The organism is Streptomyces sp. NPDC088706 (assembly GCF_044752765.1).
GTDB lineage: Bacteria > Actinomycetota > Actinomycetes > Streptomycetales > Streptomycetaceae > Streptomyces.
Genome location: NZ_JBIVLW010000001.1, coordinates 239,026 through 261,057, shown reverse-complemented (window position 1 = coordinate 261,057; position 22,032 = coordinate 239,026). Strand labels below are relative to the sequence as shown.

Below are 22,032 nucleotides of genomic sequence, written 5' to 3'. Positions count from 1 at the left end.
CTGCGTGACGGTGTGAAGCTATCGGTCACCAGTGACAGCGGGAGATGGCCGAGACATGTATCAGCCAGTGATACGGGCGACCGGCGGTCCTGAGCGGTCTGCGAGAATTGCGGTGTGATCTCTCGAATCGATCTGCGCGGCGACACCCTCCCCGAGGGTGCTGCCCTGCGCGACCTGCTGCCCCGTGCCGAGTTCGACGTGGAAGCCGCCCTGGAGACGGTGCGGCCCATCTGCGAGGACGTGCGCCATCGTGGCTCCGCGGCAGTGATCGAGTGGGGGGAGAAGCTGGACGGTGTCCGGATCCCGTCGGTCCGGGTGCCCGCCGACGCCCTGACCCGGGCGCTGAAGGAGCTGGACCCCGCCGTCCGCGCGGCCCTCGAGGAGTCGATCCGCCGCGCCCGCCTCGTCCACCGCGAGCAGCGCCGCACCACGCACACCACCCAGGTCGTCCCCGGCGGCACCGTCACCGAGAAGTGGGTCCCCGTCGAGCGCGTCGGGCTCTACGTCCCCGGCGGCCGTTCGGTCTACCCCTCCTCCGTCGTGATGAACGTCGTCCCGGCCCAGGAGGCGGGCGTCGAGGGCATCGCCGTGGCCTCCCCGCCGCAGAAGGACTTCGACGGACTGCCCCACCCCACGATCCTCGCCGCCTGCGCCCTGCTCGGCGTCGACGAGGTGTACGCGGCGGGCGGGGCCCAGGCCGTCGCCATGTTCGCGTACGGCACCGAGGACTGCCTCCCGGTCAACCTGGTCACCGGCCCCGGCAACATCTACGTCGCCGCCGCCAAGCGCCTCCTCAAGGGCCGCATCGGCATCGACGCCGAGGCAGGCCCCACCGAGATCGCGATCCTCGCCGACACCACCGCCGACCCGGCGCACGTCGCCGCCGACCTGATCAGCCAGGCCGAGCACGACCCGATGGCCGCCGCCGTCCTGGTCACCGACTCCGAGGAGCTGGCCGCCGCCACCGAGGCCGAGCTCGCCCCGCAGGTCGCCGCCACCAAGCACACCAAGGACCGTATCGAGCCCGCGCTGGCCGGCCGCCAGTCCGCGATCGTCCTGGTCTCCTCGATCGAGGACGGCCTCAAGGTCGTCGACGCGTACGGTGCCGAGCACCTGGAGATCCAGACCGCCGACGCGGCCGCCGTCGCCGACCGGGTCCGCAACGCCGGAGCGATCTTCGTCGGTCCCTGGTCGCCCGTCTCGCTAGGCGACTACTGCGCCGGCTCCAACCACGTCCTGCCCACCGGCGGCTGCGCCTGCCACTCCTCGGGCCTGTCCGTGCAGTCCTTCCTGCGCGGCATCCACATCGTCGACTACACCCGCGACGCGCTCGCCGAGGTCACCCACCACGTCGTGACCCTCGCCGAGGCGGAGGACCTCCCCGCCCACGGCGCCGCGCTCAAGGCACGGTTCGGATGGAAGGTCCCCCAGCAGTGACGTACGACAGCGCCGCCGCCCCCCTCAGCCCCTGGGACGAGCTCCCCATCCGCGACGAGCTGCGCGGCCAGTCCCCGTACGGCGCACCCCAGCTCGACGTCCCCGTACGCCTCAACACCAACGAGAACCCCTACCCGCTCCCCGAAGCCCTGGTCGACCGGATCGCCGAGCGGGTCCGCGAGGCCGCCCGCGGCCTCAACCGCTACCCCGACCGGGACGCCGTCGAGCTCCGCACCGAGCTGGCCCGCTACCTCACCCGCACCGCGGGCCACGAGGTGGCAGCCGCCAATGTCTGGGCCGCCAACGGCTCCAACGAGGTCCTCCAGCAGCTGCTCCAGACCTTCGGCGGGCCCGGCCGCACCGCCATCGGCTTCGAACCCTCGTACTCGATGCACGCCCTGATCTCGCGGGGCACCGGCACCGGCTGGATCTCCGGGCCGCGCAACGAGGACTTCACCATCGACGTCGAGTCCGCCCGCACCGCCATCGCCGAGCAGCGCCCTCACGTGGTCTTCGTCACCTCGCCCAACAACCCCACCGGCACCGCCGTGGACGCCGACACCGTCCTCGCCCTGTATGACGCCGCCCGGGCCGCCGGCCCTTCGATCGTCGTCGTCGACGAGGCGTACGGCGAGTTCAGCCACCACCCCTCACTGCTCCCGCTCATCGAGGGCCGCCGCAACCTGGTCCTCTCCCGGACCATGTCCAAGGCCTTCGGCGCCGCCGGGCTCCGCCTGGGCTACCTCGCCGCCGACCCGGCCGTGGTCGACGCGGTCCAGCTGGTGCGGCTGCCCTACCACCTCTCCTCGGTCACCCAGGCCACCGCGCTCGCCGCCCTGGAGCACACCGATACGCTGCTGGGATACGTCGCGCAGCTCAGGAGCGAGCGCGACCGGCTGGTGGCCGAGCTGCGCGCCACCGGCTACGAGGTCACCGAGTCGGACGCCAACTTCGTCCAGTTCGGCCGCTTCGACGACAGCCACGCCGTCTGGCAGCAGATCCTCGACCGGGGCGTCCTGGTCCGGGACAACGGCGTACCGGGATGGCTGCGGGTCACCGCGGGAACCCCGGCAGAGAACGACGCGTTCCTCGATGCGGTACGCGAACTCAAGAAGGAGCACGACGCATGAGCCCCCGCGTAGGCCGCGTGGAACGCACCACGAAGGAAACGTCCGTGCTGGTCGAGATCAACCTCGACGGCACCGGAAAGGTCGATGTCGCCACCGGGGTCGGCTTCTACGACCACATGCTCGACCAGCTCGGCCGCCACGGCCTCTTCGACCTCACGGTCAAGACCGAGGGCGACCTGCACATCGACAGCCACCACACCATCGAGGACACCGCCCTCGCGCTCGGCGCCGCCTTCAAGCAGGCCCTCGGCGACAAGGTCGGCATCTACCGCTTCGGCAACTGCACCGTCCCGCTGGACGAGTCGCTCGCCCAGGTCACCGTCGACCTCTCCGGCCGCCCCTACCTCGTGCACACCGAGCCCGAGAAGATGGCGCCGATGATCGGCGAGTACGACACGACGATGACCCGGCACATCCTGGAGTCCTTCGTCGCCCAGGCGCAGATCGCCCTGCACGTCCACGTGCCGTACGGGCGCAACGCCCACCACATCGTGGAGTGCCAGTTCAAGGCGCTCGCCCGCGCCCTGCGCTACGCCAGTGAGCACGACCCGCGCGCCGCCGGCATCCTGCCCTCCACGAAGGGCGCCCTGTGACCGGCCTCAACACCATCCTGATCGTCGTCGGCCTCTTCCTGGCCGGCGGCGTCTACTCCTTCGCCAAGCAGGGGATGCCCAAGGGCGTCATCGTGCTGCTGTCGATCGGCTCCGTGATGTGCCTGGTGGCGGGCATCCTGCGGATCCAGGGCCTGTGGGACTGAGGGGCACACCATGACCGACACATCGACCGGCAAGAAGAAGGTCGTCGTCTTCGACTACGGCTTCGGCAACGTCCGCTCCGCCGAGCGGGCCCTCGCCCACGTCGGCGCGGACGTCGAGATCACCCGCGACTACGACCGCGCGATGGACGCCGACGGGCTGCTCGTCCCCGGCGTCGGGGCTTTCTCCGCCTGCATGGAGGGGCTGAAGCGGGCGCGCGGCGACTGGATCGTGGGCCGCAGGCTGGCCGGAGGCCGTCCCGTGATGGGCATCTGCGTCGGGATGCAGATCCTGTTCGAGCGCGGCATCGAGCACGGCGTGGAGACCGATGGCCTGGACGAGTGGCCCGGTACGGTCGGACCCCTGAAGGCCGACGTCGTCCCGCACATGGGGTGGAACACCGTCGAAGCCCCCGAGGACTCCCGGCTCTTCGCCGGCCTGGACGCCGACGCGCGGTACTACTTCGTGCACTCCTACGCCGCGCACGACTGGTCCCTCGAAGTGACCAACGCCAAGATCCGTGCCCCCAAGGTCACTTGGGCCACGCACGGCGAACGGTTCGTGGCCGCCGTGGAGAACGGCGCGCTGTGGGCCACCCAGTTCCACCCCGAGAAGTCCGGCGATGCCGGGGCCCAGCTGCTGACCAACTGGATCGAGACGCTGTAATGCCGAAGCTTGAACTGCTCCCCGCCGTCGACGTCCGTGACGGCCAAGCCGTCCGCCTCGTGCACGGCGAGTCCGGCTCCGAGACCTCCTACGGCTCCCCGCTGGAGGCCGCCCTCGCCTGGCAGAGCGCCGGCGCCGAGTGGCTGCACCTCGTCGACCTGGACGCCGCCTTCGGCACCGGCGACAACCGGGACCTGATCGCCGAGGTCGCCGGGGCCATGGACATCAAGGTCGAGCTCTCCGGCGGCATCCGCGACGACGCCTCGCTCGCCGCCGCCCTCGCCACCGGCTGCCGCCGCGTCAACCTCGGCACCGCCGCCCTGGAGACCCCGGAGTGGGTCGCCAAGGTCATCGCCGAGCACGGCGACAAGATCGCCGTCGGCCTCGACGTCCGGGGCACCACCCTGCGCGGCCGTGGCTGGACCCGCGACGGCGGCGACCTCTACGAGACGCTCGCCCGCCTCGACGCCGAGGGCTGCGCCCGCTACGTCGTCACCGACATCGCCAAGGACGGCACCCTCCAGGGCCCCAACCTCGGCCTCCTGCGGGACGTCTGCGCCGTCACCGACCGCCCGGTCGTCGCCTCCGGCGGCGTCTCCTCCCTCGCCGACCTCCGCGCGATCTCCCTCCTCGTCCCCGAAGGCGTCGAGGGCGCCATCGTCGGCAAGGCGCTGTACGCGAAGGAGTTCACGCTGGAAGAGGCGCTCAAGGCGGTAGCCGCATGACGGAGCCCACTGCTTCGGCCTCCGTACGCCGGATCTCCACCGGCGCCCCCTGGGAGGAGCAGTTCGGCTACTCCCGCGCGGTCGAACTCCCGGGCGGGCTCGTCCTGGTGGCCGGCTGCACCTCCGTGGTGAACGGCCAGATCTCCGCCGGCTCCCCGTACGAGCAGACGATCACCGCCTTCGACGTCGCGTTCGCGGCGCTGGAGCAGGTGGGCCTCACCCGCGAGGACGTCGTCCGCACCCGGATGTACATCACGCACGCCCGGGACGTGGACGACGTCGGCCGCGCCCACAAGGAACTGTTCGACGCCGTACGCCCCGCCGCCTCCATGATCATCGTGTCCGGCTTCGTCGACCCGAGCCTGGTCGTCGAGGTCGAGATCGAGGCCTACCGGGGAGGCGCCAAGTGACTCTCGCCGTACGGGTCATCCCCTGCCTCGACGTCGACAACGGCCGGGTCGTCAAGGGCGTCAACTTCCAGAACCTGCGCGACGCGGGCGACCCCGTCGAGATGGCCAAGCTGTACGACGCCGAGGGCGCCGACGAGCTGACCTTCCTCGACATCACCGCCTCCAGCGGCGACCGCGAGACGACGTACGACGTGGTCCGCCGCACCGCCGAGCAGGTCTTCATCCCGCTCACCGTCGGCGGCGGCGTCCGCACCCCCGACGACGTGGACAAGCTGCTGCGCGCCGGGGCGGACAAGGTCGGCGTCAACACCGCCGCCATCGCCCGCCCCGACCTCATCCGCGAGATCGCCGAGCGCTTCGGCCGTCAGGTCCTGGTGCTCTCCGTCGACGCCCGCCGCACCCCGGAGGGCACCTTCGAGGTCACCACGCACGGCGGGCGCAAGGGCACCGGCATCGACGCCGTCGAGTGGGCGCACCGGGCCGCCGAGCTGGGCGCGGGCGAGATCCTGCTCAACTCGATGGACGCGGACGGCACGAAGGACGGCTACGACACGGAGATGATCGAGGCGGTACGGGGGCACGTCACCGTCCCCGTCATCGCCTCCGGCGGCGCGGGCCGGCTCGCCGACTTCGCCCCGGCGATCGAGGCGGGGGCGGACGCGGTACTCGCCGCGTCGGTGTTCCACTTCGGCGACCTGCGGATCTCCGAGGTCAAGGGCGCTCTGCGGGAAGCGGGACACGCGGTCCGCTGACCCGGTACGGGGTTGAGGCGGTGTCACCGGTCCGTCAAGACCGGTGATACCGCCGATGCGTGACCACGGGACGCACCGTGAGAGTGGCGACCGCCGACGAACGACGACGGCAGCCACGCGGTGCACCCCGACAGCCCCCGGACGACGGGCTCGTGCGCCTCGCGTGGTGTGGTTCCCCCCGCCACCACCGAGAGGACCCCCCCGTGCAGCAGCACCTCCCCTCACGCCAGCACCCCCCGCGCCCGAGCCGCTCCCGTACGTACGCGGGAGGCTCCCGTACGCTCACCGGTCTGCTGACCGCCGCCGCGGCCACCACCGGCATCCTGATGACCGCCCTGGTCCCGGGCGCCCAGGCCGCCGCCAACCCCTACGAGCGCGGCCCGGCCCCCACCAACGCCTCCGTCGAGGCGAGCCGCGGCTCGTACGCCACCTCCCAGACGTCCGTCTCCTCGCTCGCCGTGAGCGGGTTCGGCGGCGGCACGATCTACTACCCGACCTCCACCGCCGACGGCACCTTCGGCGCGGTCGTCATCTCGCCCGGCCACCGCCTACCAGTCCTCCATCGCCTGGCTCGGCCCGCGTCTGGCGTCCCAGGGCTTCGTGGTCTTCACCATCGACACCACCACCACGCTCGACCAGCCCGACAGCAGAGGCCGCCAACTCCTGTCCGCGCTGGACTACCTGACCCAGCGCAGCTCGGTACGGACCCGGGTCGACGCCACCCGGCTCGGCGTGATGGGCCACTCGATGGGCGGCGGCTCCCTGGAGGCCGCCAAGAGCCGTACGTCGCTGAAGGCGGCGATCCCGCTGACCGGCTGGAACACCGACAAGACCTGGCCGGAACTGCGCACGCCCACCCTGGTCGTGGGAGCGGACGGGGACACGGTCGCGCCGGTCGGCACCCACTCCGAGCCGTTCTACCAGTCGCTGCCCGGGTCGTTGGAGAAGGCGTACCTGGAACTGCGGGGCGCCTCCCACTTCACGCCCAACTCCTCCAACACCACGATCGCCAGGTACAGCCTTTCGTGGCTGAAGCGATTCATCGACAACGACACCCGCTACGAGCAGTTCCTCTGCCCGATCCCGCAGCCGAGTTCCACCATCGCGGAGTACCGGGGCACCTGCCCGCACTCCTCGTAGACCGGTCCTCCGGCGGCTCCGGCGCTGTGCCCGCGCACAGCGCCGGAGCCGTCCGGCTGGGAGTCCGCACCGCCCCGGCCGGACGGCCGGACGCGCACCTTCCACCCCCGATCGCACGGCCCTAACGTGCCGCTGTGACCTCATCGACGACCGTGCACAGTCCGCTCCGGCTGTACGGCCGCAGCGGTGAAATCGCCGTCCTGGGAAGCCTGTTGGCCCGGCTACGGCAGGGTGAGGGCGGTGTCCTCGTACTGGCGGCACCGCCCGGCCTCGGCCGTACCGCCCTGCTGCGCCAGGCGGCCGCCACCCACCGGTCCCGGGGGCCGGTGCTGTTCGCCACGGCCGCCCCCGCCGAACGCGCCCTGCCCCACAGCGGACTGCACGCCCTGCTCTGCTCGGCCCCGGGGGCGGGACCGGGGCACCCCTCCCGCCTCACCCCCGACGCGCTGCTCGCCCGGCTACGGCAGCTGGGCGAACAGCGCCCGCTGCTGGTCTGCGCCGACGACGCCCACGCCTGGGACCCGGACTCCCGGACCGCGCTGGGCTTCGCGGCCCGCAGGCTGGGCGCGGGCAGCCGGGTCGCCGTCCTGATCACCGCTGACGACGGCCCCGCCTTCGCCGGTCTGCCCGCACTCCGGCTCGGCCCGCCGGACGAGGACGCGGCCGCCGCACTCCTGGACCGGCTGACCGGCGCTACGGAGGGGCCTTCCGGCGGCACGGAGGGGCCTCACAGCGGCACGGAGGCGCCCCCCGGCGGTACGAAGGGGCTCGGCCGTCGTACGGAAGGACTGGCCGGCGGCGGGGAACGGCTCGACCCGGTCGTCCGCGCCGAGCTCCTGCGGGAGGCGGCCGGCAATCCCCGCCTGCTCACCGGGCTCACCGGCCGCCTCACCCCGGACCAACTCGCCGGGCGCACCCCGCTGCCCTGTCCGCTGCCCGGCGCCGAGGGCGTGCTGGCCGCACACGCGGAGCGGCTCGACGGGCTCCCGGCGCACGCCCGCGCGCTGCTCCTGCTGGCCGCCGCCGCCCAGGAGCACGAGCCGGCGGGAGCGGGGGCGGACGCCCTGCTCCTGCTGCGCGCGGGCACCCGGACCGGGCTGCCCCGGGACTTCCTGGACGGGGTCCTGTTCGGCCCGGACACGACCGATGGGCTGCTCCAACGGGCCGGCGGCCGGGTCCACCTCAGTCACCCGCTGTTCGCCCGCGCGGTGCTGCACCACGCCCCGCCGGCCGGCCGCCGCGCCACCCACGAACTGCTCGCGGCCCTGCTGGCGGAGACCGGTGAGCGCCCTGCCTCGCCGGCCACCCGGCCGACGCGGTCCGGTGGCGACCGCCCCGCCCCGCTCGCCTCCCTCGTCCAGCGAGCCTGCGCGGCCCCCGGCCCGGACGCCGGGCTCGCCGCCCGGCTGGAGGCGGCGGCGACGGACCCGTACCCGCATGCCGAGCGCTCCTCGGCTCTCGCCCGCGCCGCCGCGCTCACCGCCGACCAGCACCCGCGCTCGGCCCGGTTCGCCGCGGCTGCCGAACAGGCGGCACTGGCGGGCGACCCGGCCCTGGCCCGCGCCCTGCTGGCCCGGACGGGGCGCTCGGCAGGGGTCCCGGGGGAGCCCGGACACGGCCTCGCCCCCTACGTCCACGGCCTGCTCGCCCTGCGCTCCGGCCCCGCCGCCGACGCCCACGAAGCCCTCCTCGCCGCAGCCGCGCTGCTCGGCCCCGACGACCCCCGGCGCGCCCTCGACGCCCTCCTCGGTGCGGCCGAGGCGGCCTGGCTGATGGGTGACGCGCCCGGCTATCTGGAGGCCATGGGCCGCATCGACCCGGCCCCGCACGACCGGGCGTTCGCCGCCTACCGGGCCGGGATGTGCGCGGTGCTCGCCGGACGCACGGAGGAGGGGCACGCCCTGCTCCGCCGGTGCCTGAACCCGGCAGACCCGGCGGGCCGGACGGACCCGGCGGGTCGAGCCCGCCCGGCGGACCGGACGGACCCGGCGGACCCGGTGGACCCGACGGGTGGAGCCCGCCCGGCGGGCCGGATGGGCCGGACGGACCCTGCGTACCCGGTGAACCCTGCGTACCCGGCAGACCCTGCGTACCCGGCAGACCCTGCGTACCCGGCAGACCCGCCGGACCCGCCGGACCCGGCAGACCCGGCGGGCCGGACGACCTCCGCTGGCCGGGCCACCCCCGCCCCGGCCCCCGCCCCCACCACAGCCCCCGCCGCCCCCGCCCCGGCCCCAGCCGCCCCCGCCCCGGCCCCAGCGGCCCTCGCCCCGGCCCCAGCCGCCCCCGCCCCCGTCCCGGCCCCAGCCGCCCCCACCACAGCCCCCGCCGCCCTCCTCCGCGCCGGGGTCGCCGCTCTCGTTCTCGGGGAGGTCGCCACCGCCTGCCGGACCGGGGCCCGGGCGGTCGCCGTCGTGCGGACCCGGGGGCCCGACGCCCTGCTGCCGCAGGCCCTGGAGCACCTCGCCTACGCCGAACTGCGGGCCGGGCTCCACGCCGGAGCCCGCGCCCACGCCCTGGAGGGGCTGCACGCCGCACGCCGTACCGGGCAGCCCAACACCTCCGTCCACCTCCACGCCGTCCTCGCCCTCGCCGCCTCCGTCGAGGGGCCCGCAGAGGCCTGCGCCGCGCACTGCGACGCCGCGCTTGCCGGTGCGGGGCCCCACGGGCTCGCCCAGGCCGCGACCCTCGCCACCTGGGCCCGGGCGCGGGCCGACCTGGGGGCGGGACGGTCCGACGAGGCGGCCGCCCGGCTCGGGCCGCTGGTGCGCCCGGGACCGCGGCAGGGCCACTTCGCCGCCCGGATGCTCGCCGTGCCCTGTTACATCGAGGCCGCCGTCCTCGGTGGGCGGGCCGCCCAGGAGGCCGGCGAACTCCACGCCGCCGTGGCCGAGTTCGCCGGATGGACCGCCCGGACCGCCGACCCGCAGGCCCCCGCCCAACTGGCCCGCTGCCGTGCGCTGCTGGCCACCGCCGAGGAGGCCGAAGCCCGGTACACGGAGGCTCTGGCCCACCACGAGCGGGCGGGCGGCGACTTCGAACGGGCCCGCACCCGACTCCTGTACGGGCAGTTGCTCCGCCGCCGGCGGCGTACCCGCGAGGCGCGCACCCCCCTGCGCGACGCCCTGGTCGCCTTCCAGCGCTGCTCGGCCCGCGCCTGGGCGGACCGGGCGGCCGGCGAGTTGCGGGCGGCGGGGGAGCGGGGCCGTACCGCGGGGCCCGCTGCCGTCGGAGCCCTCTGCGCGCTCACCCCGCAGCAGCAGCGCATCGCCCGCTGCGTCGCCGAAGGGGCCACCAACCGCGAGGGCGCGCTCCGGCTCTCGCTCAGCCCGCGCACGGTCGATCACCACCTCCGTAACGTCTTCGCCGCCCTCTCCATCCGCTCCCGCACCGAACTGGTGCGGCTGCTCGCTCCCAGGCCGCCCGAGGACCGGGTGGTTGCAGGACCGTGATGACAAGTTCCGCGCAGACCCCTAGGTACCGACCGGGCGGTATGCCATTCTGCGGGCGTCAGGATCATTCGGCTGTATCCGCGCCCTGCCGGGCCGGGTGCTCCGAGCCGGCCGATCGCGCAGCCGGCCGATTCCCGGTGGAGGCCGCCATGCCACAGGTCGTACGTCCGCGGATCGCGGTGCTGCGGGGCACCCGTTCCGCGGCGCCGTTGCCCCAGCGCTTCCGTTCCCTGGCCGACCGCGAAGCCGTCGAGGTGCTGCACCGGGCCGCCCGGGTCCTCGTGGCGTCGCTCCCGGCGCTCACCGACCGGCTGGTGGAGGCCCTGTACCAGCAGGAGCCCGGCTACCGGGCGGCGATCGAGGCCGACCGGGCGGAGGTCTGGCAGGAGGTCCACCACTCGCTGCGGCACAACGTGGGCTCGCTGATCCAGCCCCGGGAGTTCCGTGAGGCCGCCCACCGCACCTCCCGCTGGATCGGCGAGATCCGCGCCGAACAGGGCGTACCGCTCGACGCCGTCCTGCACGCCTTCCGGATGGGCGGCGCGATGGTCTGGCAGGACCTGGTGGACGAGACGGCTCGCCGTGACCCCGACGGCGTGCGGCTGCTCGTCCATGTCGCCGCCGATGTGTGGAACTTCGTCGACGAGCACTGCGGGATCGTCGGCGACGCCTACCGGCAGGCCGAGCGGCAGCTGTCCTGGCGGCGCGAGAACCAGCAGCGGCTGATGCTCGCGGCGCTGCTCGACGGGACCGCCCGGATCGCGGACCTCTGCGAGGCTGCGGCGATGCTGGGCCTGCCGGAGCAGGGCCGGTACGCCGTACTCGCGGTGGCCTCCGCCCCGCGCGGGCCGCACCAGCAGGGGCCCGCCCGGCCGCCCTTGACCCTGCCGCTCCCACGGCCGCGGGGCGAGGCCCCGTACGGCCGGGCGCGGTCGGACGCCACCCCGCACCGGCCCGCCACCCCGCACCGGCCCGCCACCCCGCACCGGCCGCCAGCCCGCACCGCCCCGCCACCCCGCTCTGGCACACCGGTCCCGACGCGGAGTTCGCGATCCTGCCGCTCACCGGCGAGGCCGGCGAACTGCACGCGATCGCCGCCGCGCTGGAGGCCTCCGCCGACACCCCGGCCGGAACCCGGGCCGGGATCGGCTCCGCCGTCGACGGGTTGGCCGCGCTCGGTGACGCCCGGCGGCTTGCGGAGACCGCGCTGCGCGCCTGCCCCGCCTCCGGCGGCACGGTCCTGCTCGACGAGCACCTCCCCGACGCCCTCGTCGTCTCCTCCCCGGCCCTCGGCTCCGCGCTGGCCGACCGGGTGCTCGGCCCGCTGGACCGGCTCGATCCCTCGGACCGGGACGTCATCGTGGAGACCCTGACGGCCTGGCTGGACGCGGACGGCTCGGCGCAGCGGGCGGGCGCGCGGCTCTACTGCCACCGCAACACCGTCCTCAACCGGCTGCGCCGCTTCGAACAGCTCACCGGCCGCTGCCTGACCCGCCCCCGGGACGCCGTGGAGGTCTCCCTCGCCCTGGCGGCCCGGCGGCTGCTGGGAACGTAGCGGCGTCTACATCCCCAGCTCGGCCCGGTTCAGCCGCTCCACCGCGTCCTTCTCGCCCTCCACCTGGACGTCCGCCGAGTCCTGCCGGCCGAACGCGAACAGCAGCAGCTCCGAGGGCTCCCCGGTCACCGTCACCACCGGGGCTCCCTTGTGGGCCACAGCCGTCCGGCCGTCCGGGCGGCGCAGCACCAGCCCCACCGGGGACCTGCGCCCCAGCATCCGGGAGGTCTTCTCGGTGTTCGACCAGAGCACATCGGCGAATACCGGGTCCAGCTCGCGCCGCGACCAGTCCGGCTGGGCCCGGCGCACGTCCTCCGCGTGGATGAAGAACTCGACGGTGTTCGCCGCCTCGTCGATCGGCTTGAGGGACATCGGCGAGAACCGGGGCGGGCCCGTACGGATCAGCTGGATCAGCTCCTCGTACGGCTTCGCCGCGAACTCCGCCTGCACCCGCTCCAGCCGGCCTTTCAGGGCGGAGATCACCAGCCCGCCCGCCGCGTCGACGCGGCGCTCACGGACCACCACATGGGCGGCCAGATCCCGGGTCTTCCAGCCGTCGCACAGGGTCAGGGCCTCGGGTCCCGCCGCCTCCAACAGGTCGGCGAGCAGAAGACGTTCACGCTTCGCATGGGTCGACATGCCCGCCAGCGTACGGCGCTCACCCCCGGTCCGCCCAGTGGACGCCCGCCCGGAGAGCCCCCACGACCACGGCACAATGGGCCCATGACCAGCACGCCCGGCCCCACGCCGCCCGCCAGCAGCCTCGATCCCGCCATCGCCGCCCGCCTCAGGCGCGGCGCCGACGGTCTGGTCCCGGCCATCGCCCAGCAGTACGACACCGGCGAGGTGCTGATGCTCGGCTGGATGGACGACGAGGCGCTGCACCGCACCCTCACCACGGGCCGCTGCACCTACTGGTCGCGCAGCCGCCAGGAGTACTGGGTCAAGGGCGACACCTCCGGCCACATCCAGCGGGTGAAGTCCGTCGCCCTGGACTGCGACGCCGACACCGTCCTGGTCAAGGTCGACCAGACCGGTGCCGCCTGCCACACGGGCGACCGCACCTGTTTCGACGCCGACGTCCTGCCCCTGGGGAAGTAAGGTCACCGGCCATGGATCTCGACACCTTCCGCAAGCTGGCCGTCGACCGGCGCGTCGTCCCCGTCAGCCGCCGCCTCCTCGCGGACGGCGACACCCCGGTCGGCCTGTACCGCAAGCTCGCCGCCGAGCGCACCGGCACCTTCCTGCTGGAATCCGCGGAGAACGGCCGGACCTGGTCGCGCTACTCCTTCATCGGCGTCCGCAGCGACGCCACCCTCACCGCCCGCGACGGCGCGGCCCACTGGCTCGGCACCCCGCCCGTCGGCGTCCCGGTGGACGGCGACCCCCTGGACGCCCTGCGCGCCACCGTCGAGACCCTGCACACCCCGCGCGACCTGGTCGGTGACGCGGGCCTGCCCCCGTTCACCGGCGGCATGGTCGGCTACCTCGGCTACGACGTCGTCCGCCGCCTGGAGAAGATCGGCGAGCACGGCGGCGACGACCTGGAACTGCCCGAGCTCACCATGCTCCTCACCTCGGACCTCGCCGTCCTCGACCACCAGAACGGCACCGTCCTGCTGATCGCCAACGCGATCAACCACAACGACCTCGAAACCGGTGTCGACGAGGCCCACGCGGACGCCGTCGCCCGTCTCGACGCCATGGAGCAGGACCTGCGCCGCCCGGTCGAGAACGCCCCCGCCGTCCTGCCCCCCTCCGAGCTGCCGCCGTACACCGCGCTCTGGGGCGGCGAGGCCTACCAGGGGGCCGTCGAGGACATCAAGGAGCGCATCCGGGCCGGTGAGGCCTTCCAGGTCGTGCCCTCCCAGCGCTTCGAGACTCCGTGCACCGCGAGTGCCCTGGACGTCTACCGGGTGTTGCGGGCCACCAACCCGTCCCCGTACATGTACCTCTTCCGCTTCGACGGGTTCGACGTCGTCGGCTCCAGCCCCGAGGCCCTCGTCAAGGTCGAGGACGGCCGGGCCATGGTCCATCCGATCGCCGGGACCCGGCACCGCGGCGCCACCCCGCAGGAGGACCAGGCGCTCGCCGAGGAGCTGCTCGCCGACCCCAAGGAGCGCGCCGAGCACCTCATGCTCGTCGACCTGGGCCGCAACGACCTGGGCCGGGTCTGCGAACCCGGCAGCGTGGAGGTCGTCGACTTCATGTCGATCGAGCGCTACTCCCACGTGATGCACATCGTCTCCACCGTCACCGGCCGCGTCACCGAGGACCGCACCGCCTTCGACGTCCTCACCGCCTGCTTCCCCGCCGGCACCCTCTCCGGCGCCCCCAAGCCGCGCGCCATGCAGATCATCGAGGAGCTGGAGCCGAGCCGCCGAGGCCTGTACGGGGGCTGCGTCGGCTACCTCGACTTCGCCGGGGACTCCGACACCGCGATCGCCATCCGCACCGCCCTGCTCCGGGACGGCACCGCGTACGTGCAGGCCGGTGCGGGTGTCGTCGCCGACTCCGACCCGGTCGCGGAGGACAACGAGTGCCGCAACAAGGCCGCCGCCGTGCTGCGCGCCGTCCACACCGCCAACCGGCTCCACGACCGCTGAGGCCGTAGGGGATAGTGGAGGACGTGAGTGCCGTCCCCGTACCCCAGCCCCGTGCCCGAACCGCCGACGCATCCTCCGGCGCCGCGCCCGAAGCGCCTTCCGGGTCCGCGTCCGACTCCACGGGCAGCCGCCGGTCCCTCGCGGCCGGGCTGCTCCTGGGCGCGGCCGGCGCGACCGTCGTCCTGCTGGCCTCCGGCCAGACCTGGGCCGAGGGCCGGGCCGCCACCGGCGGCGGCGCCCTGCCGCTGAGCGCCGACGGCCGGGACGTCACCGGCGCCCCGGCGGCCCTGGCGATCGTCGGCCTGGCCGCCCTCGTCGCCGTCTTCGCCGTGCGTGGCGCGGGCCGCCGTATCGTCGCCGTCCTGCTCGCGCTCAGCGGCCTCGGGGCCGCGCTCAGCGCCTGGGCCGGCGCCTCCGACAGCACGGCCCTCGACGAGGAGGCCGCCCGCACCACCGGGGACGCGGCGGCCACCGTCGACGCCCTCACCCACACCGCCTGGCCCTACGTCACCGCCGCCGGGGGCCTGCTGATCCTGTTGGCCGGGCTGCTCGCCCTCCGCTTCGGCAGCCGCTGGCCCACGATGTCGGGCCGGTACGAGCGCGATGGCACCCCGCGCCCCCGCAAGGCGCCCCGCACCGCCCCCGACCCGGACCGGCCCGAGGAGCTGTGGAAGGCCCTGGACCGGGGCGAGGACCCGACGGGCTAGGCACCCGTCGGGGGCGACCCCCCGGCTCACCCCGCCCTGCCCCGTACGGGACAATGGAGACGAGCCGTCCCCCGAGCGACAGCTACAGCGGCACCCACAGCGATACCCACCGCGCAACACCAACAAGGAGCAACTCATGGCGGGCACGAGCCACGGACACACCCCGGCCGCCTGGACCGGCGTCATCATCTCCTTCATCGGCTTCTGCGTCGCAGGCGTCTTCATGGTCGCGGCCAACCCGCTCGGCTTCTGGGTCGGTATCGCCGTCATCTTCGCCGGCGGCGTCGTCGGTTACGCCATGAAGCTGGCCGGTCTCGGCATGCCGAAGGAGTCCTCCGAGCTGGTGGAGGCCCGGGCGCGCGCGGGCGAGGCCCAGGTCTCCCACTGACCCGCGCGGCCGACACGCAGCAAGGCGCAGCCCCCACCGGGCTGCGCCTTTCCGTATGACCGGGGACAATCACCGGGTGGACGCCTCCCCGACCCCCGCCGCCGCCCAGACCCCGGACCCGGGCCCCGGTCCCGCCGACCGGGCCCGCCCGGAAGCCGAGCCCCAGGGCGTCGGCTCCTGGAACATGCCGCTGACGGTCTGCCCGACCCCGGACACGGCCAGGCCCACTCCCGACACGGCCCGGCCCACCCCAGCCCGTCCGGCGTTTGAGGACGGAACCCTCGCGGGGGTGAGCCCGGATCGCACAGGCCCCTCGGGCGAGGAAGCCTCGCAGGTGCCCGGCCCCCAAGGCCACGGTTCCGTCCTCAAACGCCGGACGGGCTGGGGGGAGCCCGGTACGGGCCGGGAAGAGCCCCGGACGGGCTGGGGGGAGGCCGGCACGGGCCAGGTACGGCCCCGGGCAGGCCGGGTACGACGCTTCGCCACCCCCCTCGGCGTTCTCGCCACCGTCACCGCGGCCTTCGCGTACGTCGGTACGGTCGACCCCAACGAGCCCGGCCACTACCCCGTCTGCCCGCTGCTCAGGATCACCGGAGCGTTCTGTCCCGGCTGCGGTGGGTTGCGCAGCGCCCACGCCTTCGTCCACGGCGACCTCGGCGCCGCCTTCTCCACCAACGCGGTCGCCACCGCCGGCTACTTCCTCTTCGCCGCGGTCTGGGTCCTCTGGCTGGTCCGGGCCTGGCGCGGCCGGCCCCTGCGGATCAGCCTGGCGCCCGCCTGGTGGTGGGGTGCCGGGACGCTGCTCCTGGTCTTCACCGTCGTCCGGAATCTGCCGTTCGGCTCGGCGCTGGCGCCCTGAATGCCCAGGTAGTGGGACGCGGCGCGGCCGGATGCGGGCCCCGGGGCCTCCTGCGGATACCATCGGTATGGCTGATCCTGTTCACCGTCAACCGTTCCGGAAGGGGGCCGCTCGCGTGAGTGTGCTCGACGAGATCATCGACGGCGTCCGCGCCGACCTCGCGGAGCGGCAGGCGCGCGTCAGCCTCGACCAGCTGAAGGAGCGCGCCGCCCGCGCCCCCCAGGCCAAGGACGGAGTCGCCGCCCTGCGCGGCGAGGGCGTCACCGTCATCTGCGAGGTCAAACGCTCGTCCCCGTCCAAGGGGGCCCTTGCCGCCATCGCGGACCCCGCCGCGCTCGCCGCGGACTACGCGGCGGGCGGCGCGTCCGTCATCTCGGTCCTCACCGAGGAGCGCCGTTTCGGCGGGTCGCTCGCCGACCTGGAGGCCGTCCGCGCCAAGGTCGACACCCCGATCCTGCGCAAGGACTTCATCGTCACCTCGTACCAGCTGTGGGAGGCCCGGGCGTACGGCGCCGACCTCGCCCTGCTGATCGTCGCCGCCCTCGACCAGGAGGCCCTGGTCTCCCTGATCGAGCGTGCCGAGTCGATCGGGCTCACCCCGCTCGTCGAGGCGCACGACGAGGAGGAGGCGGAGCGGGCCGTGGACGCCGGAGCGAAGATCATCGGTGTCAACGCGCGCAACCTGAAGGACCTCAAGGTCGACCGCTCCACCTTCGAGCGCGTCGCCCCCGAGATCCCCGACCACATCGTCAAGGTCGCCGAGTCCGGCGTCCGGGGCCCGCACGACCTGATCGCGTACGCCAACGCCGGCGCCGACGCGGTCCTGGTCGGCGAGTCCCTGGTCACCGGCCGCGACCCGCGCGGAGCCGTCGCCGATCTGGTCGCAGCGGGCGCTCACCCGGCCCTCCGCCACGGCCGCGGCTGACGAGGAGCCCCGCGACCATGACCGACCGTTCCGTGGACCGCGTCCGGCCGGGCCTGCGCCCCGCCGGGGCCCCGGCCCGGGACCCGCACGCCCCGCTGGCGCGCGGATGCAGGCCGCGCGGCTGCCGCGCCCCCGCCCGGCGCGTGCACGGACGGCGCGTGCGGTACGTGATCGGTGACGAGCCCGGCCAGGTGAACGGGATGCGATGGCGCCCGGGGTCCGCGCTGTAGGCGAGCCCCGGCCGACGTACCGCACCACCCACATCTCCACCCGTACGTACGACCGCACCACCCCGACCGCACGCCGGTCCCGGTGGCGCTCGCTGCTCGGCGCATACGGTGAACCCACCCGTTGCCATGCCAAGGAGCACGTCGCATGTCGTCCGACTTCTTCATTCCGGACCCCGAGGGTCTGATCCCCAGCGCCGAGGGCTACTTCGGTGCCTACGGCGGCAAGTTCATCCCGGAGGCGCTCGTCGCCGCCGTGGACGAGGTCGCCGTCGAGTACGACAAGGCCAAGTCCGACCCGGCGTTCGCCGCCGAGCTCAACGAGCTCATGGTCGACTACACCGGCCGGCCCAGCGCGCTGACCGAGGTCCCGCGCTTCGCCGAGCACGCGGGCGGCGCCCGGGTCTTCCTCAAGCGCGAGGACCTGAACCACACCGGATCACACAAGATCAACAACGTGCTCGGCCAGGCGCTGCTCACCAAGCGCATGGGCAAGACGCGGGTCATCGCCGAGACCGGAGCCGGTCAGCACGGCGTCGCCACCGCCACCGCCTGCGCGCTCTTCGGCCTCGACTGCACCATCTACATGGGCGAGATCGACACCGAGCGCCAGGCGCTGAACGTGGCCCGGATGCGGATGCTCGGCGCCGAGGTCGTCGCGGTGAAGTCCGGCTCGCGGACCCTGAAGGACGCCATCAACGAGGCGTTCCGCGACTGGGTCGCCAACGTGGACCGTACGCACTACCTCTTCGGCACGGTCGCGGGCCCGCACCCCTTCCCGGCGATGGTCCGCGACTTCCACCGCGTCATCGGCGTCGAGGCCCGCCGCCAGCTCCTGGAGCGCACCGGCCGTCTCCCCGACGCGGCGGTCGCCTGTGTCGGCGGCGGCTCCAACGCCATCGGCCTCTTCCACGCCTTCATCCCGGACGCCGGTGTCCGCCTGGTGGGCTGCGAGCCCGCCGGACACGGTGTGGAGACCGGCGAGCACGCGGCGACCCTGACCGCGGGGGAGCCCGGCATCCTGCACGGCTCGCGCTCCTACGTCCTCCAGGACGACGAGGGCCAGATCACCGAGCCGTACTCCATCTCCGCCGGTCTGGACTACCCGGGCATCGGCCCCGAGCACTCCTACCTCAAGGACATCGGGCGCGGCGAGTACCGTGCGGTCACCGACGACGCGGCCATGCAGGCCCTGCGCCTGCTGTCGCGCACCGAGGGGATCATCCCGGCCATCGAGAGCGCCCACGCGCTCGCCGGTGCGCTGGAGATCGGCAAGGAACTGGGCAAGGACGGGCTGATCCTCATCAATCTGTCCGGCCGCGGCGACAAGGACATGGACACCGCCGCCCGCTACTTCGGGCTGTACGACACCGACGCCGCCGTCGAGGCGGACGCGGACAGCGACCGCGCCGAGATCGAGGGGGACGCCAAGTGAGCGGCAACATCGAGCTGTTGAGCACCACCCTCGCCGCCGCGAAGGCGGAGGGCCGGGCGGCGCTCGTCGCCTACCTCCCGGCCGGCTTCCCGACCGTCGACGGCGGCATCGAGGCGGTCAAGGCCGTCGTCGCGGGCGGCGCCGACGTCGTCGAGGTCGGCCTCCCGCACAGCGACCCGGTGCTCGACGGGCCGGTCATCCAGACCGCCGACGACATCGCCCTGCGCGGCGGGGTCCGCATCGCCGACGTGATGCGCACGGTCCGCGAGGCGTACGAGGCCACCGGGGTGCCGATCCTGGTCATGACGTACTGGAACCCCATCGACCGGTACGGCGTCGAGCGCTTCACCGCCGAGCTGGCCGAGGCGGGCGGCGCCGGGTGCATCCTGCCCGACCTGCCGGTCCAGGAGTCCGCGCTGTGGCGCGAGCACGCCGACAAGCACGGCCTCGCCACCGTGTTCGTCGTCGCCCCCAGCAGCCAGGACGCCCGCCTCGCCACCATCACCGCGGCCGGCAGCGGCTTCGTCTACGCGGCCTCCCTGATGGGCGTCACCGGCACCCGCGCCTCGGTCGGCGCCCAGGCCCAGGAACTGGTGGCACGCACCCGCGCCACCACCGACCTGCCGGTCTGCGTCGGCCTCGGCGTCTCCAACGCCGAGCAGGCCGCCGAGGTCGCCGGATTCGCCGACGGCGTGATCGTCGGCTCGGCCTTCGTCAAGGCGATCCTGGACGCCCCCGACGAGGCCGCCGGTCTCGACACCGTCCGCTCGCTCGCGGGCGAGCTGGCCCAGGGCGTTCGAAAGCGCTGACCCCTCGCATCACCCGAATGGGTGGAATGCGGACCGAGGAGGCGCGAAGGCGCCTCCTCGGTTCGTTCTGCGGGTGTGAGCGACAAGATTCCTGAGGGAAACCGAAGTGCGCGCGAGCGCCTGGCCCAGCAGCGCGAGCGGGACAAGGGCCGCGACAAGCGCCGCCGTACGCTGATCGTCTCCTCCGCGGTGGTCGGCGTGCTGGCACTGGCCGCGGTGGTCGGCCTGATCGCGGCCAACGTGGGCAAGGACGGCGGCGGCGACAGCGCGTCCGGGCCCGCCATCACCCCGTCGGGAGCGACCGGCGAGGACTCCCTGACCCTGCCGGTCGGCGCGTCCGACGCCCCGTCCACGCTCACGATCTGGGAGGACTTCCGCTGCCCGGTCTGCGCCCAGTTCGAGAACGCCTTCCGGGACACCGTCACGGAGCTGGTGGAGGCCGGGCAGCTCAAGGTGGACTACCACCTGGCCACGATCATCGACGGCAACCTCGGCGGCAAGGGGTCGCTGCGCGCCGCCAACGCCGCCGCCTGCGCCCAGGACGTCGGCAAGTTCGCCCCGTACCACGACGTCCTCTTCCGCAACCAGCCCCCCGAGCCCGACGACGCCTTCGCCAAGAACAGCCGGCTGATCGAGCTGGCCGGTGAGGTCGAAGGGCTGGACACACCGGCCTTCCGCGGCTGTGTGGAGGGCGGCGAGCACGACAGCTGGGTCCAGAAGTCCGACACGGCGTTCCGCGAGGGTGGCTTCCAGGGCACCCCGACCGCGCTCCTCAACGGTGAGTCGATCTTCCCGAAGAAGGGCGGCGAGCAGATCTCCGTGGAGAACCTGAAGAAGTGGGTCAAGGAGGCCAACAAGGGCAAGAAGCCGGGCACCGCCACCCCGTCCGCGCCCGCCCCCTGAGGGGCCCGGAAACCGCTCCCGGGAGCGCTCCCGGCACAGGCCAGGACAGGGCGGGCGTACGGGCCCGCGGCCGTGCCCTCGTTACCCAGACGTTGCCGGGTGGCTTGCCGTACCCACCGCCCGGCAGGGTAGCGTCGACCTCGTCATGAACCTTGCCTCCATTCCCAGCCCGTCGACCGGCGTGATCGAGCTCGGCCCGATCCCGCTGCGCGGCTACGCGTTCTGCATCATCATCGGTGTCTTCGTCGCCGTCTGGATCGGCAACAAGCGCTGGGTCGCCCGGGGCGGCAAAGCCGGCACCGTCGCCGACATCGCCGTCTGGGCCGTGCCCTTCGGCCTCGTCGGCGGCCGGCTGTACCACGTGATCACCGACTACCAGCTCTACTTCAGCGACGGCCAGGACTGGGTCGACGCGTTCAAGATCTGGGAGGGCGGCCTCGGCATCTGGGGTGCGATCGCCTTCGGCGCGGTCGGCGCCTGGATCGGCTGCCGCCGCCGGGGCATCCCGCTGCCCGCCTGGGCGGACGCGCTCGCCCCTGGCATCGCCATCGCGCAGGCCATCGGCCGCTGGGGCAACTGGTTCAACCAGGAGCTGTACGGCAAGCCGACCGACCTGCCCTGGGCGCTGGAGATCAGCGAGGGCACGAACCGGGTCGCCGGGACGTACCACCCGACCTTCCTCTACGAATCGCTGTGGTGCATCGGCGTCGCGCTGCTGGTCATCTGGGCCGACCGCCGCTTCCGGCTCGGCCACGGACGGGCGTTCGCGCTCTACGTCGCGGCGTACTGCGCGGGGCGCGGCTGGATCGAGTACATGCGGGTCGACGAGGCCCACCACATCCTCGGCCTGCGGCTGAACGTGTGGACCGCGATCGTCGTCTTCGTCCTCGCCGTCGCCTACATCGTGATCTCGGCGAAGCTCCGCCCGGGCCGCGAGGAGATCGTCGAGCCGGACAAGGACGCCGAGGCCGCGAAGAGGGACGACGCGGACGGCACGGACGCCACCGAGAAGGACGGCGACCCGCTCAGGAAGACCGGCAGCACGGACGGGGACCCGCTGAAGAAGGACGCGGCGACCACCGACGCCCCGGCCGAAGGCAGCGCTCCCGAGGCAGCCGACAAGAGCTGACCGCTCGCGCCCCGCACGGCGC

General features: G+C 73.9%; 21 protein-coding genes and 2 pseudogenes. 22 read left to right on the top strand and 1 reads right to left on the bottom strand.

Going from position 1 to position 22,032, the window contains the following annotated elements; genetic code table 11:
- The first annotated feature begins 114 nt into the window (after positions 1 to 114).
- The 11 genes and pseudogenes from hisD (at position 115) to ACIQAK_RS01175 (ending at position 12,022) form a co-directional block, all read left to right on the top strand.
- Positions 115 to 1,437, top strand: a complete 1,323-nt coding sequence (hisD, locus tag ACIQAK_RS01225; protein WP_366388371.1) for a histidinol dehydrogenase — start codon at positions 115 to 117, stop codon at positions 1,435 to 1,437.
- A complete protein-coding gene (locus tag ACIQAK_RS01220) occupies positions 1,434 to 2,567 on the top strand; it encodes a histidinol-phosphate transaminase (protein ID WP_401847754.1) in 1,134 nt (377 codons plus the stop codon). The genes hisD and ACIQAK_RS01220 overlap by 4 nt, the downstream gene beginning before the upstream one ends.
- Entirely contained in the window at positions 2,564 to 3,160 is a 597-nt protein-coding gene (gene hisB, locus ACIQAK_RS01215) for an imidazoleglycerol-phosphate dehydratase HisB (protein ID WP_015607963.1), read from the top strand. Before ACIQAK_RS01220 ends, hisB begins: the two co-directional genes overlap by 4 nt.
- Complete coding sequence (locus ACIQAK_RS01210; protein ID WP_003969742.1) at positions 3,157 to 3,324, top strand: hypothetical protein; 168 nt, start codon at positions 3,157 to 3,159, stop codon at positions 3,322 to 3,324. The genes hisB and ACIQAK_RS01210 overlap by 4 nt, the downstream gene beginning before the upstream one ends.
- 10 nt (positions 3,325 to 3,334) lie before the next feature.
- Positions 3,335 to 3,988 carry an imidazole glycerol phosphate synthase subunit HisH gene (hisH, locus tag ACIQAK_RS01205; RefSeq protein ID WP_366388373.1) on the top strand — a complete coding sequence of 218 codons (654 nt, stop codon included), beginning with the start codon at positions 3,335 to 3,337 and terminating at the stop codon, positions 3,986 to 3,988.
- On the top strand, positions 3,988 to 4,713 hold the full coding sequence (gene priA / locus ACIQAK_RS01200; protein WP_018512033.1) for a bifunctional 1-(5-phosphoribosyl)-5-((5-phosphoribosylamino)methylideneamino)imidazole-4-carboxamide isomerase/phosphoribosylanthranilate isomerase PriA: 726 nt from the start codon (positions 3,988 to 3,990) through the stop codon (positions 4,711 to 4,713). Before hisH ends, priA begins: the two co-directional genes overlap by 1 nt.
- Positions 4,710 to 5,123 (top strand): RidA family protein, encoded by a 414-nt coding sequence (locus ACIQAK_RS01195; protein ID WP_366388374.1) that lies wholly within the window; start codon positions 4,710 to 4,712, stop codon positions 5,121 to 5,123. The genes priA and ACIQAK_RS01195 overlap by 4 nt, the downstream gene beginning before the upstream one ends.
- A complete protein-coding gene (gene hisF / locus ACIQAK_RS01190) occupies positions 5,120 to 5,875 on the top strand; it encodes an imidazole glycerol phosphate synthase subunit HisF (RefSeq protein ID WP_366388375.1) in 756 nt (251 codons plus the stop codon). Before ACIQAK_RS01195 ends, hisF begins: the two co-directional genes overlap by 4 nt.
- A 203-nt stretch (positions 5,876 to 6,078) precedes the next feature.
- Positions 6,079 to 7,015: pseudogene (locus ACIQAK_RS01185) on the top strand (alpha/beta hydrolase family protein).
- Positions 7,016 to 7,149: 134 nt separating this feature from the next.
- Positions 7,150 to 10,467, top strand: coding sequence for an AAA family ATPase (locus ACIQAK_RS01180; RefSeq protein WP_366388376.1), 3,318 nt, complete (start codon positions 7,150 to 7,152; stop codon positions 10,465 to 10,467).
- Between the two features lie 149 nt (positions 10,468 to 10,616).
- Positions 10,617 to 12,022, top strand: a pseudogene (locus ACIQAK_RS01175) (PucR family transcriptional regulator).
- 6 nt (positions 12,023 to 12,028) lie between these two features.
- Here ACIQAK_RS01175 and ACIQAK_RS01170 read toward each other — a convergent pair.
- A complete protein-coding gene (locus ACIQAK_RS01170; protein ID WP_366388377.1) occupies positions 12,029 to 12,661 on the bottom strand; it encodes a TIGR03085 family metal-binding protein in 633 nt (210 codons plus the stop codon).
- 84 nt (positions 12,662 to 12,745) lie between these two features.
- On the opposite strand from ACIQAK_RS01170, the gene hisI reads away from it, so the two are divergent.
- The 11 genes from hisI (at position 12,746) to lgt (ending at position 22,010) form a co-directional block, all read left to right on the top strand.
- Positions 12,746 to 13,123, top strand: a complete 378-nt coding sequence (hisI, locus tag ACIQAK_RS01165) for a phosphoribosyl-AMP cyclohydrolase (RefSeq protein ID WP_366388378.1) — start codon at positions 12,746 to 12,748, stop codon at positions 13,121 to 13,123.
- Between the two features lie 11 nt (positions 13,124 to 13,134).
- Positions 13,135 to 14,628 (top strand): anthranilate synthase component I, encoded by a 1,494-nt coding sequence (locus tag ACIQAK_RS01160; protein ID WP_366388379.1) that lies wholly within the window; start codon positions 13,135 to 13,137, stop codon positions 14,626 to 14,628.
- Positions 14,629 to 14,642: 14 nt separating this feature from the next.
- On the top strand, positions 14,643 to 15,335 hold the full coding sequence (locus ACIQAK_RS01155) for a TIGR02234 family membrane protein (protein WP_366388380.1): 693 nt from the start codon (positions 14,643 to 14,645) through the stop codon (positions 15,333 to 15,335).
- Between the two features lie 136 nt (positions 15,336 to 15,471).
- A complete protein-coding gene (locus ACIQAK_RS01150) occupies positions 15,472 to 15,723 on the top strand; it encodes an HGxxPAAW family protein (RefSeq protein WP_366388381.1) in 252 nt (83 codons plus the stop codon).
- A gap of 334 nt (positions 15,724 to 16,057) precedes the next feature.
- The gene (locus ACIQAK_RS01145; protein ID WP_366388614.1) at positions 16,058 to 16,582 is read left to right on the top strand and encodes a DUF2752 domain-containing protein; all 525 of its coding nucleotides are present in this window, start codon (positions 16,058 to 16,060) and stop codon (positions 16,580 to 16,582) included.
- Between the two features lie 115 nt (positions 16,583 to 16,697).
- Positions 16,698 to 17,507 (top strand): indole-3-glycerol phosphate synthase TrpC, encoded by an 810-nt coding sequence (gene trpC, locus ACIQAK_RS01140; RefSeq protein WP_366388382.1) that lies wholly within the window; start codon positions 16,698 to 16,700, stop codon positions 17,505 to 17,507.
- Positions 17,508 to 17,524: 17 nt separating this feature from the next.
- On the top strand, positions 17,525 to 17,737 hold the full coding sequence (gene trpM, locus ACIQAK_RS01135; protein WP_366388383.1) for a tryptophan biosynthesis modulator TrpM: 213 nt from the start codon (positions 17,525 to 17,527) through the stop codon (positions 17,735 to 17,737).
- A gap of 145 nt (positions 17,738 to 17,882) precedes the next feature.
- Positions 17,883 to 19,169: a tryptophan synthase subunit beta gene (gene trpB / locus ACIQAK_RS01130; protein WP_366388384.1), complete on the top strand. Its 1,287-nt coding sequence runs from the start codon at positions 17,883 to 17,885 to the stop codon at positions 19,167 to 19,169.
- Complete coding sequence (gene trpA / locus ACIQAK_RS01125; RefSeq protein WP_366388385.1) at positions 19,166 to 19,978, top strand: tryptophan synthase subunit alpha; 813 nt, start codon at positions 19,166 to 19,168, stop codon at positions 19,976 to 19,978. Before trpB ends, trpA begins: the two co-directional genes overlap by 4 nt.
- 75 nt (positions 19,979 to 20,053) lie before the next feature.
- Complete coding sequence (locus tag ACIQAK_RS01120) at positions 20,054 to 20,881, top strand: thioredoxin domain-containing protein (protein WP_366388386.1); 828 nt, start codon at positions 20,054 to 20,056, stop codon at positions 20,879 to 20,881.
- Between the two features lie 145 nt (positions 20,882 to 21,026).
- Positions 21,027 to 22,010 carry a prolipoprotein diacylglyceryl transferase gene (gene lgt / locus ACIQAK_RS01115; protein WP_366388387.1) on the top strand — a complete coding sequence of 328 codons (984 nt, stop codon included), beginning with the start codon at positions 21,027 to 21,029 and terminating at the stop codon, positions 22,008 to 22,010.
- Positions 22,011 to 22,032: the final 22 nt, after the last annotated feature.

Coding starts and splice junctions, on each gene's coding strand:
- ACIQAK_RS01160 (WP_366388379.1), top strand. CDS start 13,135: ATGGATCTCGACACCTTCCGCAAGCTGGCCGTCGACCGGCGCGTCGTC.
- trpB (WP_366388384.1), top strand. CDS start 17,883: ATGTCGTCCGACTTCTTCATTCCGGACCCCGAGGGTCTGATCCCCAGC.
- hisB (WP_015607963.1), top strand. CDS start 2,564: ATGAGCCCCCGCGTAGGCCGCGTGGAACGCACCACGAAGGAAACGTCC.
- priA (WP_018512033.1), top strand. CDS start 3,988: ATGCCGAAGCTTGAACTGCTCCCCGCCGTCGACGTCCGTGACGGCCAA.
- ACIQAK_RS01195 (WP_366388374.1), top strand. CDS start 4,710: ATGACGGAGCCCACTGCTTCGGCCTCCGTACGCCGGATCTCCACCGGC.
- hisH (WP_366388373.1), top strand. CDS start 3,335: ATGACCGACACATCGACCGGCAAGAAGAAGGTCGTCGTCTTCGACTAC.
- ACIQAK_RS01150 (WP_366388381.1), top strand. CDS start 15,472: ATGGCGGGCACGAGCCACGGACACACCCCGGCCGCCTGGACCGGCGTC.
- lgt (WP_366388387.1), top strand. CDS start 21,027: ATGAACCTTGCCTCCATTCCCAGCCCGTCGACCGGCGTGATCGAGCTC.
- ACIQAK_RS01170 (WP_366388377.1), bottom strand. CDS start 12,661: ATGTCGACCCATGCGAAGCGTGAACGTCTTCTGCTCGCCGACCTGTTG.
- trpM (WP_366388383.1), top strand. CDS start 17,525: ATGACCGACCGTTCCGTGGACCGCGTCCGGCCGGGCCTGCGCCCCGCC.
- hisI (WP_366388378.1), top strand. CDS start 12,746: ATGACCAGCACGCCCGGCCCCACGCCGCCCGCCAGCAGCCTCGATCCC.